The sequence below is a fragment of the Paenibacillus sp. FSL R5-0636 genome, from assembly GCF_037974255.1.
Lineage (GTDB): Bacteria > Bacillota > Bacilli > Paenibacillales > Paenibacillaceae > Paenibacillus_AQ > Paenibacillus_AQ odorifer.
Map to the genome: position 1 here is coordinate 5,440,294 of NZ_CP150232.1, position 18,642 is coordinate 5,458,935.

Consider the following 18,642-nt stretch of genomic DNA (forward strand, 5'->3'; position numbering starts at 1 on the left):
AACTTATTTGAAACGTACCTTTAAACACTCTATTCAAAGATTTGGTATTGGAGCGGCAAGCTTCGGACTGGCTGTGTCTGTTCTTTTTCCATCAGCTGCATTTGCGAACTCATCCCTTGAATCTTCAACCCTGGTTACGGATGTACAGTCTCAAAGTGTGACCCCTCATAACTATGCTGGAGTACTCAAAGGTTCAGCACCAGTTTCAGTGATTGTGGAATTGACTAATAAACCAGTCAGTGTGTATGTAAATGAGGCAAAAACTTATTCTTTACGATCCTCAGTCTCCTCACAACGCAGTAAAATTATCTCAGAGCATAAAAGCTTTATTTCCTCAACACAGAAAATCGATGCCGATATCGGTTTTGAATACAGTGAGATTTTTAACGGGTATTCCATTACACTGCCAGCCAATCAAGTAAACAAGCTGTTAGAGCTTCCAGGCGTTGCGGCTATCTATCCAAATGAAGAAGTACATGCACTAGCAGACAGTGTTGAAGTGGCGACATTACCTGTTACACGTTCCTATTCAGACAGCGGTAAGCTAATAGGCGCGGACAAACTACATGATTTAGGTTACACAGGCAAAGATGTACAGGTAGCTGTTGTCGATACTGGTATTGATAAGAATCACCCTTTGCTAAAAGATAATTATAAAGGCGGCTATGATGTATATGATCAGGATGACGATCCGGCTGAAACAGCCCCTGATGCTAACTTCCCTCCAAGAGCAGGTACTCCTTACGAAACCTCGCATGGTACACACGTTGCCGGGACAATTTTAGATGTGGCACCTGAGGTAGAATTGTATGCATATCGCGTACTTGGTCCCTATGGATCTGGTTCCACAGCAGATGTAATTGCGGGTATTGAGAAAGCGGTCGATGACGGAGCAGATGTTATTAACCTTTCTCTAGGCTCTAGTGTCAACCAAAGCTATTCCGCGAGTTCAATCGCGATAGACAATACCGTAAAATCGGGCGTGAATGTTATTGTTGCCGCCGGTAACGCTGGACCGGATGCAGGAACACTGGGCGAACCCGCTGGTGCCCAACTCGCGCTTAGTGTTGGAGCTTCTACTACTCCGATAAATACCCCTTTCTTTGATATTGGCGATGTTAAAAAGATTCCCGGGACATTAGCCAGTTACTCCCCAGATTTAATCGATAATATTGCTGGCAGTAAGATCGTTTTCGCTGGTCTTGGGAGTCCTTCCGATTACAAAAATCTGGATGTCAAAGATAAGGTAGTGCTTGTTGATCGGGGCTCGCTGAGCTTCTCAGACAAATCTCTTAATGCCAAAGTTGCTGGTGCGAAGCTTTTGCTGATTGCCAATAATGAGCCTGGTGAAATCAGCCCCACCCTTGGTGCGCCTGGGGATTACATTCCTACCTACGGAATCAGTCAAGCCGATGGCAAAAAAATAAAAACTCAGATGGCTGCGGCTAAAGATATAATCAGTTACTATATAGCGCTTGAAGTAAATCAGTTAGCAAACTTCAGTTCTATGGGTCCGGGGATGCCCGATTATCTAATAAAACCTGATGTTGTAGCGCCCGGAGTCAATATCAACTCGACGATCCCTAGCTGGGATGGGAACTATGACCAAGCTTTCGGCTTAAAAAATGGCACTAGCATGGCAACTCCACACGTTGTAGGAGCTGTGGCTTTGTTACTGAGTAAAAACTCTGATCTGAAGCCAAATGAAATTAAAGCCCTGCTGATGAACAATGCTGATCCTATTTTTAAACGTGATGGGAATTCTTACTCCTTGTACCAACAAGGTGCAGGTTTAATTAATCTGGAGAAGTCGATAAACGCTAAATCCATTGCTAAAGTCGGTGAGATCCTTAACAGCGGTCTTCCGGGTACTGTTGAAATCCCTTATTACACAGGTTCCTTATCCTTCGGCTTACAGCCAAAGGGTGTTACCGTAACGAAAGCTGTCTATGTAGAGGACTTTAAAGGGAATGGAGAAACATACACCCTGTCCACCAAATGGCTGACAGAAGTGCCTAGTGATATTAGTATTGATTTTGCACCACACAGCGTTACTTCAGGGGTAAATCAATATGCACAATTTACACTCAATGTATCTAAAATAGCAAAAGAGGGCGCATATGAAGGCATCCTGTTACTTACCTCTGATACAGAAACCCTTCGTCTGCCATTTAACGTTGTTGTAGGTGACCAATTTAATGTAGCACCTATTAATCAGCTTTCTTTTGAAAGTCCACAAATTTCACCTAATGGTGATGGTCGCTCAGACGACACCACCTTTACCTTTTCTGTTAATGAAGAGCTGGAAAGCATAAGTTTCGTTGCCTCTTCAAAAGATGCTCCTGCAACAGTCTTAGGTGAAGTTTATGCGATCGATGAGAAGATCTATCGTGGTGTATACGAAGTTCCAAATTGGGATGGAACATTAACAGACCTGGAGACCTCCGCCAAGTCTACTTTAGCAGACGGTCACTACTACATCATTCCCGTGCTTCCCAATGGGCAACTGCTCGAGAAACAAAAGGCCGAGTTCACAATTGATACCGAGAAGCCGCTAGTTTCCGGCATCACCATTGAGGAGTATGAACGTGAAGCGCCAACCGATCCTGGCGTGGCACAAATTAGTGGTTTCATTGATGATGACCTAATGGCCTATTATATTTCTAATACAAACCCTATTGGAAACTGGTTTACCGTATATGCCGAAGGCAAACACTATGATGGGAATGCTTATAAATTTGGCGGTGTGATTGCAAATAACGGTGCCTTTACCATTGATGTTCCTGTTAACGAGGGGCTAAATGAGTACAAAGTCCATGTGGTCGATAAAGTGGGGAATGGTGCAGACGACGATGATTACGTTCAGCGGCTGCTTTATAGCACAGGGGACGGTACTTTCACAGTAACTCCGGCTCTTTCTGCATCCACCATTGAAGTAGGACAATCTGTGACCGTTGATTTAGATTATTCCGTGACAGACGAGGTTTATGGCGTCTATGGGGCTTCATTCGGTGTCATATACGATAATTCCCTTGAAACACCGGTAATCCAGCCAAGCGTACAGCTGGTTACGTATCAAGAGGAGCATTTCTCTAGTGTTCCACTTACAGAATATTCACAAACGTATGACCTTGGAGACGGCCACAAACTGACACAATATAGTGTCAATCTGTCAGGAGGTGCTTATCACGGCTCTGGCTCACTAGCCCAAATAACCTTCGAACCAGCAACAGCAGGAGATTATTCCTTTGAGCTATATGATGTCCAGATTTGGAATGATGCCACAACATCAACTATCCCATCTGGTTTGAGAACAGTAAGTGTAACTGTAAGCACACCTGAAAAACCGACACCGACACCAACGCCAACACCGACACCGACACCGACACCATCAGCAACGCCATCAGCAACGCCAGACCCAACAGAAACGCCAACACCGACACCATCACCTACGTCTTCTCCATCTTCTGAGACCTATGTATCTACAGCAACCAGCACTCCCACTCCTGGCCCTTCTTTGAAATCCGGGAAGCTAGTAGAGACAGCCGATCCAGCTGGTGGTAAACCTTCAACGGTGTTTAACATCTTAGATGCTGCATTAACAAATTCGATCCAGAATGCAAAAGATAAGACTTCTGTACTTGATCTTAGCGATGTGAATTTCAATAAGTATAGCCAAGTCGTTATTACTCTTACCCCGGCGCAAGCCGAACAGTTGAAGAAATCGGAGAATGCACTCAGCCTTAACGGTAGTGGGTTCAATGTTCTTATTCCAGCGGCAACCCTTCCGGATTTCATTAGCAGCAGTGGTTTGTTGCTTACGATAAGTCTGGCTGATGCTAGCGATACAGCAGTCTTATCAGGAAGCTCAGCTGCGATCAATATTGGTTCTTCCATTCTGACCATTAAAAATGGTTGGACAACCGGAAAGCCGATTACCCTTCAGCTTAATCTAAAAGACAGCAGTCTACGTGATGCTCGAAAAACTGCCGCCTATGCAGAAACAAAGGATCATAAATGGTCCTATCTGCAACCTGGATCTTTCTCTAAAGAAGGTATTCTACAGTTTACAGTTACTGGCGACGGCTCTTATAGCGTTGCATTCCGTAATGTAAGCTTCAAGGATATCGGCACTCACTGGGCTAAAGGCGATATCGAAGTTCTTGCTGCTCATGGTATCATTGCCGGCAAAGGAACCGATGGCAGCTTCAAGCCTACTGACACCTTAAATCAAGCGGAGCTACTAACGCTCTTCGACCGTCTACTTGGAAAAGGTGACACTTGGAATACTCGTATCAAACAAAGTGGTTCACGTGATGTGCTGACTCGCGAAGAAGCAGCTCTTATCATTGCTGAAGCTCTAGGTGCTGATCTTACAGTAGCTAAGACTCCTTTGAGCTTTAAGGATGCCGACAACATCGCTGCAGAAGCACGTAACGCCGTAGCCTATGCGGTAAGCAAAGGTTATCTCAAGGGCGTTGGCGCGGACAACTTCAATCCACAAGGTACTCTGACTCGGGCACAGGCAGCAACGATTCTGAGCCGCGTGTTCGAGGACCTACGTTCTTAAACAGTATCTAGTTGAACTCTCAAAGAAAGCCCCAGCAGCCAGATGGCTGCTGGGGCTTTCTCGCTTTAGGTCACATCTGCGGCGCATACGAGGCAACTATCGGACACAGTTGCACTTAAATGCTGGATTATGCGACATTTGCCATGCTAACGGACCCCATAGTCGCTATTAGCATGAAAAACATCAAATATGAGCGCTTTTCTGGACAATAGCTGCACTGGAGTCCGAAACTTCGCTCAAAAGGCGATAAATTTTCAAACAGCGTCAACTGGGTCCGTATGCCTCCAGCGTCTTCTGGGTCCTATCCACTCAGATGATTATTCTCAGCGCTATCGGACACAGTTGCACTTAAATGCTGGATTATGCGACATTTGCCATGCCAACGGACCCCATAGTCGCTATTAGCAGGAAAAACATCAAATATGAGCGCTTTTCTGGACAATAGCTGCACTGGAGTCCGAAACTTCGCTCAAAAGGCGATAAATGTGTAAATAGCGACAGCTGAGTCCGCAAGCCTCCAGCGTCTTCTGGGTCCTATCCACTCAGATGATTATTCTCAGCGCTATCGGACACAGTTGCACTTAAACGCTGAATTATGCGACATTTGCCATGCCAACCGGACCCCATACTCGCTATTAGCACGAAAAACACCAAATATGAGCGCTTTTCTGAGCAATAGATGCACTGGAGTCCGAAACTTCGCAAAAAAGCCGATAAATCTGGAAATAGCGTCAAATGGGTCCGTATGCCTCCAGCGTCTTCTGGGTCCTATCCACTCAGATGATTACACTCAACGCTATCGGACTCAGTTGCACTTAAACGCTGAATTATGCGACATTTGCCATGCTAACGGACCCCATAGTCGCTATTAGCATGAAAACATCAATTATGAGCGTGTTTCTGAGCAATAGCTGCACTGGAGTCCGAAACTTCGCTCAAAAGGCGATAAATTTGAAAATAGCGTCAACTGGGTCCGTAAGCCCACGTAGATAATTCAAAACAGATAGTGTGTTAAAAAAAGATGGAGACCAGTCGGGGGTTTCAAGGTTACAGGGTTCGCGGTTCGCGGTTCGCGGTTCGCGGTTCGCGGTTCGCGGTTCGCGGTTCGCGGTTCGCGGTTCGCGGTTCAGGGTTCGCGGTTCAGGGTTCGGGGACGGGATTCGGGTTCTGAGGTTCGGCGGGGTTTACCGGAGTTACCGGAGTTACCGGGCTTGCCGAGTTCACCACGAGCTGCCAGGCTTTTCCGAGTTAGCCAAGCTCGCAAAATTCCCCAGGTTCCAGCATTACAGCTCAACCAAAGAATTGCATGGGGTCAGTTAACTGGCCCTGCTATAAACTCATGCTAAATAAAAACACAGAGCAGCGATCCCCCAATAACGGGAGGACCGCTGCTCTGCTGTCTTTTTTCTATTCATTTACTGAATGAATGAGTTAGGATATCAGTCCCCGCGAAACGCACGTTTCACACGATCAAAGAAGGACTGTTCGTGTTCATGTGTGTTTTCTCCGTTCAGAGAAGCGAACTGGCGTAGCAATTCTTTTTGCTCTTCATTGAGCTTGCTAGGTGTCACAACAATTACTCGTACATGCTGATCACCTTGGCCAGATCCGCGCAGACGCGGAACACCTTTACCTTTGAGGCGGAAGAAAGTGCCTGTTTGCGTTCCGGCAGGAATCTTCAGCTTCACTTTTTCGGTTAAGGTTGGAATTTCAATCTCATCACCAAGTGCTGCCTGTGCAAACGTAAGTGGAACCTCGCACATAATATCATCGTTCTCACGCACGAAGAAATCATGCGATTTAACACGGATAACAATATACAAGTCTCCAGCAGGACCACCGCGTAAGCCGCCTTCACCTTCGCCAGTCATGCGCAGCTGTGCACCGTCGTCAACACCAGCAGGAATGCGCACATGGATCTTGCGTTGCTTTTTAACTTTACCCTGTCCGCTGCAAGTTGTACATTTTTCCTTAATAATCTTACCTGTACCACTGCAATGTGAACAAGGACGACGATTACGCATCTGTCCAAGCGGTGTATTCTGTACGAATTCCTGTTGTCCACTACCATGACATACGGAACAAGTCTCTGGTTTAGTGCCCGGTTTAGCCCCGGAGCCGTAGCAGGTATCGCAAGTTTCTGTACGTGGAATAGTAATATCGGTTTCTTTGCCGAATACTGCTTCCTTGAATTCAATGGTCATGGTATACTGCAAATCCCCACCGCGCTGCGGTGCGTTAGGATCACGGCGTCCGCCGCCTCCGAAGAACATATCAAAGATATCACCAAGTCCTCCGAAGTCGCCACCACCGCCGCCTCCGAAGCCGCCCATACCTTGGTTAGGGTCAATATGGCCATATTGGTCATATCTAGCTCGCTGTTGTCCATCACTAAGAACATCATAAGCTTCTTTTACTTCCTTAAACTTAGCTTCAGCGTCATCTGCTTTATTCACGTCTGGGTGATATTGGCGCGCCAATTTCCGGTACGCTTTTTTCACCTCATCGTCTGAAGCATCTCTACTTAGGCCAAGCACTTCATAATAATCGCGTTTATCTGCCACTGCTTTCACCTCCGTGCATACATACTCAAATTCCTTATTACCTGTCAAACAAACCATTATACGATAAAACCTCAGGATCTGACCATCCAGATTCAGCGATGTTTATTCTTACAATATCAGAAGGCGCATTCGCAAAGAGTGTGCAATCTGATATTACAAAAGGAAAGTCAAAACACGGGATGACCCGGTTTTGACCTTCCCTTCTTAACTATATAAGAATTTATCAGTTTCCTATTTACACTTATCGTATAAGGTTACCCTTGATTCTTATCTTCGTCAACAACCTCATAGTCAGCGTCAACTACATTATCTTTTTTAGGAGCGCCTTCAGCGGCTCCAGCGCCACCTTCAGCACCTTGCTCAGCTTGAGCAGCTTGTTCGTACAGCTTCATGGACAACTGTTGTACAATCTCAGTCAATGCTTCTGTAGCTGCATTGATTTCTTCAAGATTGTCAGTTTCAAGTGCTGCTTTAACTTTATCTTTAGCTTCATTTGCTTTTTCAACATCAGAAGCATCAGCTTTATCGCCAAGATCTTTAATTACTTTTTCAGTAGAATACACGAGTTGGTCAGCACCGTTCTTCGCTTCTACCAGTTCTTTACGCTTACGGTCTTCCTCAGCGTGAAGCTCGGCATCCTTCATCATTTGTTCTACTTCTGCATCGCTCAGGCCGCTGGAAGAAGTGATAGTGATTTTTTGGCTCTTGTTCGTGCCTTTATCTGTTGCAGATACATTTACGATACCGTTGGCATCAATATCGAAAGAAACTTCGATTTGTGGCACGCCACGTGGTGCTGGTGGAATCTCGTTCAGCATGAAGCGTCCCAGTGTCTTGTTGCCATTTGCCATTTGACGCTCACCTTGCAGCACGTGAATCTCTACGCTAGGCTGATTGTCAGCAAAGGTTGAGAATACTTGGGATTTGCTTGTAGGAATCGTAGTATTACGCTCGATCATCTTCGTGAACACGCCACCTGCAGTTTCAATACCCAGGGAAAGCGGAGTTACGTCAAGCAATACAACGTCTTTAACATCACCAGTCAATACACCCGCTTGAACAGCAGCACCAAGAGCTACTACTTCATCCGGATTCACACCTTTGTGTGGTTCTTTGCCAGTAAGCTTTTTGATAGCATCTTGTACAGCTGGGATACGTGTAGAACCACCAACCAGAACGATTCTAGTAAGGTCTGCAGGTGTCATACCAGCATCAGACAATGCTTGACGAGTTGGTCCCAAAGTACGTTCTACCAGACCAGCAGTCAGTTCATCAAATTTCGCACGAGTCAAGTTGATCTCTAAGTGCTGAGGTACGCCGTCAACCACAGTGATGAACGGAAGCGATACAGTTGTTGTCAGTACGCCTGACAATTCTTTTTTCGCTTTTTCAGCTGCATCTTTCAAACGTTGTACAGCAGATTTATCTTTGCTCAGATCAATGCCTTGCTCTTTTTTGAATTCGGATACCAGGTAATCCATAACCACTTGGTCAAAGTCGTCGCCACCCAGCTTGTTGTCGCCGCTTGTAGCTTTTACTTCGAAGAAGCCATCACCAAGTTCAAGGATGGATACGTCAAAAGTACCGCCACCAAGGTCATAGACTAGAATGGTTTGATCTTCGGATTTCTCCAGACCATATGCCAAAGCTGCTGCTGTTGGCTCGTTCACAATACGCAGAACTTCCAAACCTGCAATTTTACCTGCATCTTTGGTAGCTTGACGTTGGCTGTCATTAAAATAAGCAGGAACAGTGATAACTGCTTGAGTAACAGTTTGGCCAAGATAAGCCTCTGCATCGGATTTCAGTTTTTGCAGAATCATTGCCGAAATTTCTTGTGGGGAGTAGTCTTTACCATCAATGCTTTCTTTGTGGTTAGTACCCATGTGACGTTTAACAGAGCTGATCGTACGATCAGGGTTAGTAATCGCTTGGCGTTTAGCCGTTTCACCGACGATACGCTCGCCGTCTTTCTTAAAGCCTACAACCGAAGGGGTTGTACGCGCGCCTTCTGGGTTTGGAATTACTACGGCTTCGCCGCCTTCCATAACGGCAACGCAAGAGTTCGTGGTTCCTAAGTCAATACCGATAACTTTACTCACAATAATTTGCCTCCTCTAAAGTTATATGGAGCCTAAGCTCAATAAATTTATAAAAATATCAAAAAAATTCGATTGATAATAAAACTATCCGGGCAACAGCCTGCAATCGGATAAATAGTAGGCAAAAGCACTGCTGCTTTATGGCGAGCAGAAACTGCCCGTCCTATATAGACAGACTACATGCTGACTTTGACCATGGCCGGACGAAGAACTCTATCTTTCAGAAGATATCCTTTTTGAACCTCTTCTGTAACGATACCCTCTTCGTACTCCTCGCTCTCAACCTGCATAATAGCCTGATGGTATTCAGGATTAAAAGGCTGTCCTACTGTTTCCATAGCTGTAAGCCCCTCAGCCTTCAATACTCCATCCAGCTGACGGAAAATCATATTAACGCCCTTCGCGAAAGCTTCGGATTCAGGATTAGCTGGAGTAGTGACTAACGCACGCTCGAAATTGTCCAGCACGGAAAGCAATTCCGTCAGGAGCTTGGAGGTAGCATATTGAGCCAACTCTTCTTTTTCCTTCTGGGTACGACGACGGAAGTTATCAAAATCAGCTTGTGCACGCAGTGCACGACCTTGATATTCATCAGCAAGATCCTGTAGGCGTTTCACCTCAGCACCTGTATCTGAAGCACCTTCACTAACGTTTTCAGCTGTAAATGAGTCGGCATCTGAGACTACTTCAGCCACAGGCTCCTCATTGATCAATTCCTCTTTGAATTCATTAGAATCTTGAACTTGTTCCTTTTTCAAGTTGTCTTCACCTCCTTAAAATCATTCACGAAATCATGTTGACTCTGTTCACTTATACCAGTGCGCCAGCATCGCTGTCAAATCTCGGGATAAAATGCCCAAGATCCCCATCACTCTTGCATATTCCATACGGGTCGGCCCAAGGATTCCAATGCTTCCTAGTGCCTGCCCATCAAGTGAATAAGTGGCGGTGATCAGACTACAGTTAGCGAACGCTTCGTGATTGTTTTCTGTTCCTATTCGTACTTGAATACCTGTGCCACCCACTGTAGGGGCCAGCATTTTGAGCAGTGTCGGTGTCTCTTCCAGCAGATCAAGAATACTCTTCACCTTGTCTACGTCTTTGAACTCAGGCTGTGTCAGCATATTCGTTGCTCCGCTGAGATAGATGCGCTGCTCTTGATCGCTTTCCAGCGCGGTGTCCAGCACCTGCATTAATTCTTCATAATGTGAGATGTGACGCTGCATTTCTTCGCCAAGCTCGGAATAAAGCCGAGTCTTCAGCTTATAGAGTGGTACATTGACCAGTTTACTATTCAGTAGGTTAACCACTTTCTCCATCTCGGAAACAGAAATCTCCGGCGGAATGTTCACCGTACGATTCTCAACTTGCCCCGTACTTGTGACGATAATGGCCACAGCGGTTGTATCATCTAGTGGTAACAACTGAAAATGACGCAATGAAGTATGAAAAACCTCCGGTCCCAGCAGGATGGAAGTATAATTCGTCATATTGGAAAGAATCATCGCCGCATGTTGGATTACCTGCTCCATTGCATTTAGCTTCTCGGCAAAAAAAGCGCGGATCGTGCCCATTTCTGCCGTTTCGGCGGAATTCCACGGTACCAAATGATCCACATAATATCGGTATCCTTTATGGGAAGGAATTCTTCCCGCCGATGTATGAGGCTGCTCGAGATAACCTAAATCCTCCAGGTCAGCCATTTCATTTCGAATCGTAGCCGGACTGTATCCTACATCTCCCCGTTTAGAAATGCTGCGAGATCCTACTGGCTCTGCCGATGAAATATAATCATCCACAATTGCATTTAGTATCATTCTCTGGCGATCAGTTAACATGTTATTCCCTCCTATCGGCTGTGGCTCCGATTCGTTAGCACTCGACTCAGATGAGTGCTAACCACTAATACAAAAATACCAAACTGACATTGACGTTGTCAAGTCAGTTCAGTATCTTAAGCACTGCTATTTCATCGCAGGCATGCTGCTTTTTACAATTCACGCAATCTGTCCATACCTTTTCGGGGAAAATCTCTTTCTGGACGACTTCAAATCCATTTCTAAGAAAAAAATCAACAGCATAGGTTAGTGCCATTACCTTTGGGATTTTCTGGTTCCTAGCTTCTTCGACCAGCTTCGCCAATATCATGGAGCCTACGCCTTTACCCTTACCTTCATCATTCAAGCCAATCGAACGAATCTCTACGAGATCATTCCCGAGCTTGAAAAGTGAACCACAGCCTACGAATCTGCCTTCGATTTCAGCAACTACGAATTGATCGATCTGGCGTGTCAGCGCCTGCCGGGAACGGGGCAACATGATGCCGCGCTGTGCATACTCTTCTATCATTAGATACAATGGCTCAACGTCTTCTACCACAGCATTTCTACAAATCACCTGTGCGTCTCCCGCTGGAGACGAATGGCGAATCATTTCCGTCTTGGCAAGCACTTTGGTTCACCCCTCTGTTGATAATATGAATAAATATACAACAGAGTGAATTACAATTCAAGGGGTATTTTAAAATTAAACTTCTGTCAGGGCGCCTACAAATTCAGCAAAAACATCGTTCCCAAACAAGATTCCTTGCTTGCTGAGTCGGTAAACCCCTGCTTCTTGTTCCAACAGCCCTGCATGCAGCATTTTATGCAAGGATTTCTCGAATACTTCCTCTATTGAACGCCCGAATTGCGCCTGAAAAGCTTCATTAGAGACGCCCTCATGCATACGCAATCCGACCATCATAAAGTCTTCCATCGCTTCTGCTTCTGAGATTGGGTATGCATCCAATCGTGGCAGCCCTTTACGTGTTGCTTCTACATATGGATTTACGCCCTTAACATTAATATGCCGCTGACGCCCCACATATCCATGCGCTCCTGCTCCTAGACCATAATAATCTTCATTACGCCAGTAGGTGATATTATGGCGGCTCTCCATTCCCGGTTTCGCGAAGTTACTGATCTCGTATTGATTGTAACCAGCTTCCTTCATAGAGGACATCAACAGGAGGTACATTTGCAATTCATCTTCTTCATTAGGAAGAGGAAGTTTGTTCTTATTAAACAGCGTGTGAAAAAGAGTATTCTCCTCCACCTTCAAGCTGTAAATAGAATAGTGGGGTAAATCAAGCTCCAAGGCCTTACGAATACTTTCGCCCAGCATCTCTACAGTTTGGTTCGGCAAACCAAACATAAGGTCAACCGACAGGTTGTTAAGACCAACTGCACGTGCATTCTCTAGGCTCCGGTATACATCATCTACATTATGAATCCGGCCGATGCCTGTGAGCAGCTCGTTCTGAAATGCTTGAACGCCAAAGCTCACCCGGTTCACGCCGCCTTCTTTCATAACCGTCAGCTTGTCCAGATCCGTTGTTCCAGGGTTAGCTTCCATAGAGAACTCAATATCTTTATCCCAGTTTGGGAAATGCGTGCGAACAGACTTTAAGAAATAAGCCATTTCATCAGGTTTTAAAACAGTGGGCGTGCCTCCGCCGACGAAGATCGTTTTGATAACACCCGGAGGGGTGTTCTTGACGGTCTGCTCCATCTCTCGATCCAAAGCTTCGAGATAATCCATAACTGGCTGATCCTTGAGTACATAGGAATTAAAATCACAATAAAAGCACTTATTGGTACAAAAAGGGATATGAATGTATACAGCCTCAGGGGGACGGCCATTAGTCTTCGTTGTCATTAGCTGTCTCCTTTATATAAAAATATCGTCTGAATAGTGTAATCTAAAAAACAAGAAAAGGGAAGCCTGACGGCTTCCCTTCCCTTCGAGGGAGTTCATTTATAAATGCACTCTATTTTAAAATACATGAAAGTATAAGTTTTACGTTATCCTATATATTTTGTATTTCCAGCAGAAACGGATACCGTACCTATAAGGACGGCAAAACCGTTGCTTCTTGATAAATCCGCATTTCCACAAGTTCGGCATGTACTCCACCGTTAGTTTCATGAATAACGATCCGGACAGCATCTGTAAGGACAGGCGTCTCTAATCGATGAACATTCTTCCGGCGATGGTTGTCTTTGACACGGAGCATGACTTGCCACGCGCCATCAATGAGCAGCTCTACATCATAGTTCTTTACCAGTTCAGGAATCACTAGAAATGGCGTTTCATGGTGATGTAAGTTGATGAGATCTTCATTGACATCATCATTAAAGGTGAAATGAATTTCGGAGACTGGGGCAGCATCCGGGAGACGCGCCTCTACCCACTCCGATCTACCCGCGGTCATCGGCTCAGAAACCCAGCTATGCGGTCCCGCGAAAGGTCGAACATATCCATCAATGACTTTAGATGCAGCATATGCCGATGTTTCTACTGCAAAGCAGAAATGCCTGCGTACAAGTTGTTTCATGCTCCACTCTATCACCGGCTGATCTGGCTGATGATCCTCCAGCGCTGAATCAACAACGGATTTAGCACCTCGCTCAAATGTAATGACACCAGTGATTGGGGTTTCTGAAATATGCAATTGAAGGTGTTCATTAGCTCGAATAATAGCGAAGATATTACATTCGCCGATTGGACTACATTTCTCCTCTTGTATCGGAACTTCAATCCATTGCTGCTCTCCAGCCTGTACTGTTATAACATCAACCTGTTTGCACTCCGCCGGCACGTAATTTTCCGCGCGTCCAGTCGTCCAGATCTCCACGGTCAGCTGCGTCTGAATACTTGCTGACACAAGCAGCCTTAACCCACGGATACTTCCTTCAACCGGAAACAAAATCCCTACATCATGAGAAAGCTCATAAGCTTCGGCTGGGCGATCCAGCAGGATACCATTCATCGTGCTGGATGCATGAATCTCGCTTTTTCTGGCGAGGTCCAGTGGATCTTCGTTACGTAATCCAATAATCGAAGCATCTTGCTTTAACATCACCTGTTGCAATTCATGCATATGCTGCTCGCGAATTTCACGTGGGGTCACACCTTTGATGACGGATAAAGATGCACCTGCTCCAGCTGCTTCACCCATGATCGCACAGGTTGCCATAACGCGTGTTGTTCCAAAAGCCACATGAGATGCACTGATATTACGACCCGCGAAGAATAGATTCCGCACATTCTTCGAATATAGCGAACCAAATGGAATATGGTAGATCCCGTCCGCATGCAGATGCTTGGAGCCACTCTCTTGTGCGTACATCCCCTGTGGTGGATGTAGATCAATCGACCAGCCACCAAATCCAATACGGTCTGCAAATTCACGCTGCGCGAGAATATCATTTTGCGTTAGAATCGTATCGCCAACAAACCGTCTGTATTCACGTTTACCCGGAATCGAGCCAACCCACTCAAGCGTCATATTCTCGGCATCAAAATGGCCTGAGTTTTTGATATAATCCCAAATTCCATAAATAACAGAGGATAGTTCATCACGTATACGTTCATTCTCATCCACCGTATCAAGTTCGCCGCCCCACTCAATCCACCAGTAGTGACAGCCTGAATCCCCACTCCGAATGACCCGGCGGATCGGGATAGACGTTGTTGTAATATCCTTCGCGAATGAGGGTGCTACATAACGTACCGGTTTTCCAGTATCCTGTGTATAGAATAATAATGTACTGCCTAATGTAATATTATCAGGCACTTCTGGTGCCCATTCCTCATTAAATTCATGACGGGCTTCACGTCCTAATCGGAAATCCGCTCCTGCTAGGAAGCCAACTAAACCATCACCCGTACAATCGATGAAAGCATCGCTCTCGAACGTGATTAACCGCTCAGATCCCATCATCCAGCCGGTCACACTCTGAATCGTACGCTCCTCTGCCTCACCTTCCGCTTCCACTTCACGTACATCGGTATTTAGGAACAAGCTGATATTCGATTCTGCCTTCACCGCTTCGAGCAAGGTTAGATCCCATAGATATGGATTCCCTTCCGGGTTCCGGTATTGATTCTCGATGAATAGCTCACCCATAATGCCTGTCTCACGTGCATAGCGATTTACACCATGTCCTGTTGCACCACATACCCAAACCCGAACTTCTGAACTCGAGTTACCACCAAGTACAGGACGATTCTGTACCAGTGCTACCTTTAACCCAAGACGTGCTGCAGCAATCGCCGCGTTCATCCCTGCAAGTCCACCCCCGACCACTGTCACATCGGATTTAACCGTTTCTGTTCTCATGTCAGTATCCCTCCTATAGTTAGCCTTTCACAGCCGAGCTAGAAATCCCTTGAATAATATATTTCTGACCTATGAAGAAGATAACAATCATTGGAATGATCGCAGCCGACGAAGCGGCCATCATCCCGTTGTAATCCACATTGTTCTCAAGAATAAAATTCTGCAATCCAAGCGGAATGGTATATAGCTTAGGGCTCTGCAAAAATACAAGCGCATTCTCATAATCATTCCATTGCCAGGAGAAATCAAGAATAGCAAACGTAGCGATTGCCGGCTTCGCTAATGGCAGAATTAAGCGGAAAAATATTCTGTAATGCCCGGCTCCATCCAGAAAAGCAGATTCCGTGATTTCCTTAGGAATGCCCATGAAGAACTGCCGAAGCATAAATACACCGAAGATCGAGAACATGGCTGGAAGGATTAGGGCCAAGTGCGTATTGTAAATCCCAATCCAGTTAAACATGATAAACTTAGGAACAAAAAGTACCTGTGGTGGAACCATCATCATGGATAGATATATGACAAATAGGCCATCCCGCCCTTTAAACGAAGTACGTGAAAATCCGTAAGCGGCAAGGGCAGATAGAAACACAGCTCCCGCAGTTCCAATAATCGATATCTTAAGTGAATTTAAATAATACGGAACAAAATCATAACTTCCTGTCCACACCCGAATATGATTGCTCCAGTTGAGAGATGAAGGCAGCCATTCGTTAAACACCTCGGCAGGTGTCTGAAAAGACGTGCTGAGCATCCATAGAAAAGGCACAATCATAAATAGTCCTAGAACAAACATGATGATCGTTACTGGCAGCTTCACCTTCATGTTTCCTGCTTTTTCATTCATACCGCCTGCTCCTTTAATTTATGGTTTCGGGGCCTCCCGCAAAGCTCCACTTTGTGGATTCATTTAGTAATGAACCCAGCGCTTTTGGCCGATCCACTGAATGACTGTAATAACGAGAATGACGGCGAACAAGAACCATGAAATAACTGAAGCGTATCCCATATCGTAATAACTGAATGCTGTTTTATAAACGAATAGTGATAAGACCGTCGTACTTCCGCTAGGTCCTCCAGCCGTAATGGCTTGAATAATCGAGAACGATTTCATCGTCATAATTAATCCGGTAATCATTAATAAAAAAGTTGTTGGACTAACAAGAGGCCATACAATTTTCCATGTTGTTTTGAATGTGCTTGCACCATCGATCCGGGCAGCTTCTAGTTGTTCTGTCGAAATTTCCTGTAGTGCTGCTAAATATATGATCATATTGTAGCCAAGCATCAGCCAGATCTGTACGATATCAATGGCATACATTGCGGTTTCCGTATCTGCAAACCATCCTGGCGGCGATGTTATGCCAATCCAGCGAAGCAGTTCATTGATGGGTCCCTGTGAAGGCTGAAATAGCAGCATCCAGACAAATGCAACGGCTACTCCACTAGAGATATACGGTAAGAAAAACATTCCACGTAATACGCCTTTAAGATACACACTGCGGTTTAGAAATAGCGCCACAATAAAAGCGAGCACCATCGATACTGGAACCGATATCAGGAATATCACCGTATATTTGATCGAGGCATAGAAATTATCGTCATGGAACAACCGTTTGAGATTATCCAGCCCGGTAAATTGCCAATTCGGATTTGAAAATTGATAATTCGTAAACATCAGGACAAAGGAAAAGATTGCAGGAATCACAAAGAATAAGAGAATACCAATCATATTCGGGAGAATAAAAGTCATGCCGATCCAGCCTTGTCTGTCCATCCAGCTTCTCCGCTTCACGGTATCGCCGCCTTTCGTATGCTGAAAAATGGGTACACGAAAGAGAAGAACGAAGAATTCTTCCTCCTTCTCTTTAGTGCTAGCTATTTCTTTATTTCATTAACTCTTGCGAACGGGTTTGCATATTTTTCATCGTGGTATCAATATCTTGCTTATTTAAGAAGTATTTTTCATACTCTTCTTTACGTGCATCAATGGCTTGTTGAGGTACATTTAGCTGGAAGGATGGGAATTTGCCGAATACAATATTATTCATTGAATCTGTATCATATTTGTCTTCTACACCATTCAAGAGAAGGCTCATCGCTTCCTTACTGTCTACACTCTTAGAGGCTGGAATACGACCCCCGCTTGCCATTGGCAGCATACCGCCATCCGCATACCATTTTGCGAACTCCCAAGCTGCATCCAGGTTCTTGGACTTTGCATTAAGAGCAAGCATGTCACCCACACCGCCCGAATATTTATAATCCTTTTGATCTTTATTCACTTTTGGAATAGCGGCGAACGCGGTTTTGAAATCATGCGGATAGTCCTTCAAGTTGTTCGCATTTCTAAAAATAAATTCACCGGCTGCCAGCATTGCCGCTTTGCCTTGCAGGAACATGGTATCAACCGGCATTTTACTGGTCAGCTGCTCCCCATATTCCGGTGTGGATTTGTCCACGAACATCATGTTATGCAATATTTCCAGGTGTTGTTTCCAGAGATCATTCCCAAAGTTTGAGGTACCATCCGCCTGTTTCACACCCATTCCAGCCAGCGTACCGTCCATCGTTGTTGAGAAGGAGGAATCTGCCTGCAATAATCCGTACACACCAGGCTTCGTTAGCTTCTTCGCATACTCCTCAAGATCTGACCAAGTCCAGTCCACCGCAGGAATCGGTAATCCTGCTGCATCCAGCATATCTTTGTTCAACCATACAAACGCCATGTTTTTCTTTGTAGGAATCCCATAGTACTTATCATTGATTTTCCACATTGCTGCGTCCTCGCCGATCTGGCTGTCGATGTCATAATCTGTTTTCGTGCTTAGATCCAAGGCAACGCCTGCATCCATACGTTTCTGTAAATGAGCAAGATCGTAGTTCATGAAAAGGTCTATGTTTTGATTGGTCATTAAGGCAGTGTCCAGCTTTAAGTTGCCTGCATCGTCATTTACATTACGGATATACTCGACCTGAATGTCTGGATGATCTTTATTCCAGTTATCAATTACAGCTTGAGGCCCGGCTTCTGCAGGAACTGCCCCCCACATAGTGAGCTTTATTTTCTCCTTTGCTGTTTCTCCATTTGCACTGCCCTGAGCCTCATTACTTCCACCACTCCCACAACCAGCCAGCATCGTACCTGCTAATAAGACAGAAAGCACTGCAGGATACCACTTTTTCTTCATAGATAGCTTCCCCCTTGGAAGGATTATGTGTTGTGCTCTACATCTATAA

11 protein-coding genes are annotated in these 18,642 nt (G+C 45.3%); 1 reads left to right on the forward strand and 10 read right to left on the reverse strand.

Features of this window, described 5'->3' with window-relative positions:
• Positions 1–7 precede the first annotated feature (7 nt).
• Positions 8–4,570: a S8 family serine peptidase gene (locus MKX34_RS24890; RefSeq protein WP_081384050.1), complete on the forward strand. Its 4,563-nt coding sequence runs from the start codon at positions 8–10 to the stop codon at positions 4,568–4,570.
• Positions 4,571–6,009: 1,439 nt separating this feature from the next.
• Here the strand turns inward: MKX34_RS24890 and dnaJ are convergent.
• The 10 genes from dnaJ to MKX34_RS24940 all read right to left on the reverse strand — a co-directional run bounded on the left by dnaJ (position 6,010) and on the right by MKX34_RS24940 (position 18,593).
• A complete protein-coding gene (gene dnaJ / locus MKX34_RS24895) occupies positions 6,010–7,134 on the reverse strand; it encodes a molecular chaperone DnaJ (protein ID WP_038572930.1) in 1,125 nt (374 codons plus the stop codon).
• Positions 7,135–7,388: 254 nt separating this feature from the next.
• Entirely contained in the window at positions 7,389–9,236 is a 1,848-nt protein-coding gene (gene dnaK / locus MKX34_RS24900) for a molecular chaperone DnaK (RefSeq protein WP_036677488.1), read from the reverse strand.
• Between the two features lie 176 nt (positions 9,237–9,412).
• Positions 9,413–9,994: a nucleotide exchange factor GrpE gene (gene grpE, locus MKX34_RS24905; protein WP_036677491.1), complete on the reverse strand. Its 582-nt coding sequence runs from the start codon at positions 9,992–9,994 to the stop codon at positions 9,413–9,415.
• A gap of 48 nt (positions 9,995–10,042) precedes the next feature.
• On the reverse strand, positions 10,043–11,074 hold the full coding sequence (gene hrcA / locus MKX34_RS24910) for a heat-inducible transcriptional repressor HrcA (RefSeq protein ID WP_036677493.1): 1,032 nt from the start codon (positions 11,072–11,074) through the stop codon (positions 10,043–10,045).
• 103 nt (positions 11,075–11,177) lie between these two features.
• Positions 11,178–11,669 carry an N-acetyltransferase gene (locus tag MKX34_RS24915; RefSeq protein ID WP_051490987.1) on the reverse strand — a complete coding sequence of 164 codons (492 nt, stop codon included), beginning with the start codon at positions 11,667–11,669 and terminating at the stop codon, positions 11,178–11,180.
• Positions 11,670–11,762: 93 nt separating this feature from the next.
• Entirely contained in the window at positions 11,763–12,935 is a 1,173-nt protein-coding gene (gene hemW, locus MKX34_RS24920) for a radical SAM family heme chaperone HemW (RefSeq protein WP_076105910.1), read from the reverse strand.
• A gap of 190 nt (positions 12,936–13,125) precedes the next feature.
• Positions 13,126–15,402, reverse strand: coding sequence for an FAD-dependent oxidoreductase (locus MKX34_RS24925; RefSeq protein ID WP_076297530.1), 2,277 nt, complete (start codon positions 15,400–15,402; stop codon positions 13,126–13,128).
• Between the two features lie 19 nt (positions 15,403–15,421).
• Positions 15,422–16,249, reverse strand: a complete 828-nt coding sequence (locus MKX34_RS24930) for a carbohydrate ABC transporter permease (RefSeq protein ID WP_076297531.1) — start codon at positions 16,247–16,249, stop codon at positions 15,422–15,424.
• Between the two features lie 63 nt (positions 16,250–16,312).
• Complete coding sequence (locus tag MKX34_RS24935; RefSeq protein ID WP_232061438.1) at positions 16,313–17,197, reverse strand: sugar ABC transporter permease; 885 nt, start codon at positions 17,195–17,197, stop codon at positions 16,313–16,315.
• Between the two features lie 91 nt (positions 17,198–17,288).
• Positions 17,289–18,593, reverse strand: coding sequence for an extracellular solute-binding protein (locus tag MKX34_RS24940; protein ID WP_038572941.1), 1,305 nt, complete (start codon positions 18,591–18,593; stop codon positions 17,289–17,291).
• Positions 18,594–18,642: the final 49 nt, after the last annotated feature.

What these genes read in the sequence shown, in the direction of transcription:
- hrcA (WP_036677493.1), bottom strand. Translation starts at nt 11,074, where the DNA reads ATGTTAACTGATCGCCAGAGAATGATACTAAATGCAATTGTGGATGAT.
- MKX34_RS24915 (WP_051490987.1), bottom strand. Translation starts at nt 11,669, where the DNA reads ATGATTCGCCATTCGTCTCCAGCGGGAGACGCACAGGTGATTTGTAGA.
- hemW (WP_076105910.1), bottom strand. Translation starts at nt 12,935, where the DNA reads ATGACAACGAAGACTAATGGCCGTCCCCCTGAGGCTGTATACATTCAT.
- MKX34_RS24925 (WP_076297530.1), bottom strand. Translation starts at nt 15,402, where the DNA reads ATGAGAACAGAAACGGTTAAATCCGATGTGACAGTGGTCGGGGGTGGA.
- MKX34_RS24930 (WP_076297531.1), bottom strand. Translation starts at nt 16,249, where the DNA reads ATGAATGAAAAAGCAGGAAACATGAAGGTGAAGCTGCCAGTAACGATC.
- MKX34_RS24940 (WP_038572941.1), bottom strand. Translation starts at nt 18,593, where the DNA reads ATGAAGAAAAAGTGGTATCCTGCAGTGCTTTCTGTCTTATTAGCAGGT.